Source organism: Novosphingobium sp. B-7 (genome assembly GCF_000410615.1).
GTDB classification, from domain to species: domain Bacteria; phylum Pseudomonadota; class Alphaproteobacteria; order Sphingomonadales; family Sphingomonadaceae; genus Novosphingobium; species Novosphingobium capsulatum.
This window is the reverse complement of sequence record NZ_APCQ01000502.1, coordinates 1-2821: the sequence shown is the minus strand read 5'-3', so window position 1 is coordinate 2821 and position 2821 is coordinate 1. Positions and strand designations below refer to the sequence as shown.

At 65.9% G+C, this 2821-nt stretch carries 3 protein-coding genes; 2 read left to right on the top strand and 1 reads right to left on the bottom strand.

What is annotated here, in order from left to right; all coding sequences use genetic code 11:
• Window positions 1-551: efflux RND transporter permease subunit (locus tag H926_RS0106485; protein ID WP_028657675.1), on the top strand; the 551-nt coding region annotated here is incomplete at its 5' end.
• Here H926_RS0106485 and H926_RS0106480 read toward each other — a convergent pair.
• Entirely contained in the window at window positions 517-1683 is a 1167-nt protein-coding gene (locus H926_RS0106480; protein WP_022675592.1) for a lactonase family protein, read from the bottom strand. The genes H926_RS0106485 and H926_RS0106480 overlap by 35 nt on opposite strands.
• Before the next feature lie 297 nt (window positions 1684-1980).
• Between H926_RS0106480 and H926_RS25960 the strand changes: the two genes are divergently transcribed.
• Complete coding sequence (locus H926_RS25960; protein WP_082209037.1) at window positions 1981-2622, top strand: hypothetical protein; 642 nt, start codon at window positions 1981-1983, stop codon at window positions 2620-2622.
• The last annotated feature ends 199 nt before the right edge of the window (window positions 2623-2821 follow it).

Below are 2821 nucleotides of genomic sequence, written 5' to 3'. Positions count from 1 at the left end.
GCACGGCCGAAGGCGCGGCAGCGGCGCAGCGCCAGCTGCTCGCGCATGTCGCGCTTGCCGGCGTGGCGATGGTGGCGCTGTTGATCCTGGCCTTTGGCGGGGTGCGGCCGGCCTTGCTGATCCTGGCGGGGATGCCGCCGGCAATGGCCGGTGGCGTGCTAGCCGTGGCGCTGACTGGGGGCGTGGTTTCGCTGGGCGCGTTGGTTGGCTTCATCGCGCTGTTCGGGATTTCCGCACGCAATGCCATCCTGCTGGTCGCCCATGTCGATCAACTGGTGCTGGGGGAAGGGCGGCCGTGGACGCTCGACACCCTGCTGGAAGCGACGCGCGAGCGCGTGACGCCGATCCTGCTTACGGCGCTGGTCACCGCCTTTGCCCTGCTGCCCGTGGCGATCGAGACCGGCCAGTCCGGCCGCGAAATCCAGGGGCCGATGGCGGTGGTGATCCTGGGCGGGCTGGCTACCTCGCTGCTGCTGACCCTGCTGCTTTTGCCCGCGCTGGTGTGGCGTTGGCGGTTCAGCGCAGGAACAACAGCGCCGATGGCTGACTGAACGCCACCGTCTGGATCTTTTCACCCACCACCCCGGTCTGCGGATCGCGGCGGAACACGACAATGGCATCGCTGCCCTGGTTGCCCACCAGCACGAAGCGCCCGTCGGGGGAAAAGGTGAATTCGCGCGGCTGCACGCCATCGACCGCGTGGCGATCGACCTGGCGCAGGCTGCCATCGGCAGGATCGATCGCAAAGCTGACCAGTACATTGTCGGTGCCGCGATCGGTTACAGCCAGAAAGCGGCCATCGGGTGAGAGATGCAGCGCCGCCGCGCCCACCTTGCCGGCAAAGCCGGGCGGGGTGAGCGGGATCACCTTGCGCAGGGTAAGATGCCCATCGGCATGGTCGAGCACAGCGACCGCGCCGGCCATTTCCAGCGTGACATAGGCCTGCCGCCCACCGGGGGCAAAGACCATGTGACGCGGGCCCGAACCCGGCGGCAGGGCCAGGAACGGCTGCCCCGGTAGCGCGCTGAGCGGATGCTCGGGATGCGCCGCGTCATAGCGGTAGATCTGAATGCGATCGGCGCCCAGATCCTGGGCAAACACAAACTGGCCATCCGGCGACGAGACCACCGAGTGAACATGGGGCGAAGCCTGGCGATCGGCGTCGACCATGCTGGCGCGGTGGGTCTTGATCTGCACCACTGGCGCCAGGCGGCCATCGGCCAGAACCGGGGCCACGGCCAGCGTGCCGCCCGGATCGGCCGAAACCGAATAGTTGGCAATGAACAGGAAACGGCCATCGCGGCTGAGGCTGGCGTGGGTGGGTTCTGCGCCCAATGACCCGATGCGGTTGAGGAACGCGAGGCGCCCGCTGCGCGGATCGACGCGATAGGCCGATGCCCGGCCCACCGGATCGGGCTGGCCGTCGCTGTTTTCGTTCACCGCATAGAGGTGGTGCTTGTCTGCCGAAAGCGTCAGCCACGACGGATTGCTCGCCGGCATGACCTGCTGCGGCCGCGCGGCGATATGGCCGGTGCGGGCATCGAAATCATAGACGGCAATGCCTTGGCCGCCCCCGCCGGTATAGCCACCGACCAGCAGTGGTTCGGCACCGGCCGCACCGGGAACGAGCAGCGCTGCAACCATCGCGGTCGCCAGGCTTTGCGCCAAGACCTTGAAACCCATATCCGCGCTGCCCTCTATTGAAACCAAACCGATCGCGGACTGGCCGCTACGCCGGCTGCCGTCAAGGGCGCAGCAGGTCAGGCGGCCAGTTTGGCCGCATCCATCAACTGGTTGGGGCCACCATGTTTGGCAGCATTAGAGCGCACGGTCGGCCGCAGCGCGCCCCGCGAAGCGCCACGACTGACACTTTACCCAGGCGCTTGGGTAAAGTGTCACCACTGGCTAATCGACACGGGCCTGGCCGCACGTGCATCCAGGGGATTCACAAGGGCGGCGGTTTGTGCTTGAAATGTTCGCATGTTTCAGCCCGATCTCTTTGCCTCGGAGCCTGCCACGTCGCTGCCGCCCTCACAGGCCGGACGGCGGCCAAGGCGTGCGCTGGCGGGGAAGGGCGCGCCCGTGGCTGGGCCGGATGGCGGCGCCGATGCGGCGCGGGTCCAGCCGCCGCATGACATCGATCTGCCGGCCGTACTGGAAAAGCTGGCCGAAGTATCCACCCGGCCGCGCTATACCTTCATGGTGCTCAATCTGATTGCCCGAGCTGCCGGCACGTCAGACAGCGCGGGGCCCTATGTGCGCGAAGGTGGCCAAGCCATTCCCGTGCGCGACTGGTTGAGCGATGCCCTGATCCCGATGGCACAGCGTGACGCCCGGCGGCGCGCCGTGGTGGAAGAAGTGCGCGCACAACTTGCGCGGAAAGGGACATTGCCGGCTGATCCGGCGCAGGCCGAACAGACCATCGCCACCGAATTGCGGGATCGGCTGCGCCATTCCGGGCGCACCAATGTCAGCCGCGCAGTGTCCGATCTGGTGCGCGCCGGGCTGATCCGGCGGCATTACCAGGGCTATTGCGTCGACCATGAAAACCGCGGCGCGCAGCGCGAAGCGGTTTATACTATTATACCAGCGGTCAAACGCGCGCTTGGCCACGTGGCCTGAACCACCGACACCTAGTTGACGCGTGCTACAGACAAAAAAATGGCCAGCCCGAAGGCTGGCCTTTGAAAGTTTGGGAGAGGATGCCTGAAAGGCCCGTTCCAAATGGGTGATTTCAGCATATTCCGCAAGTGCGAAACAGGCCAGTACGGTTGCAAGGCATGCAACTACCGAAAACTTCATTTAACATATATCAACACCA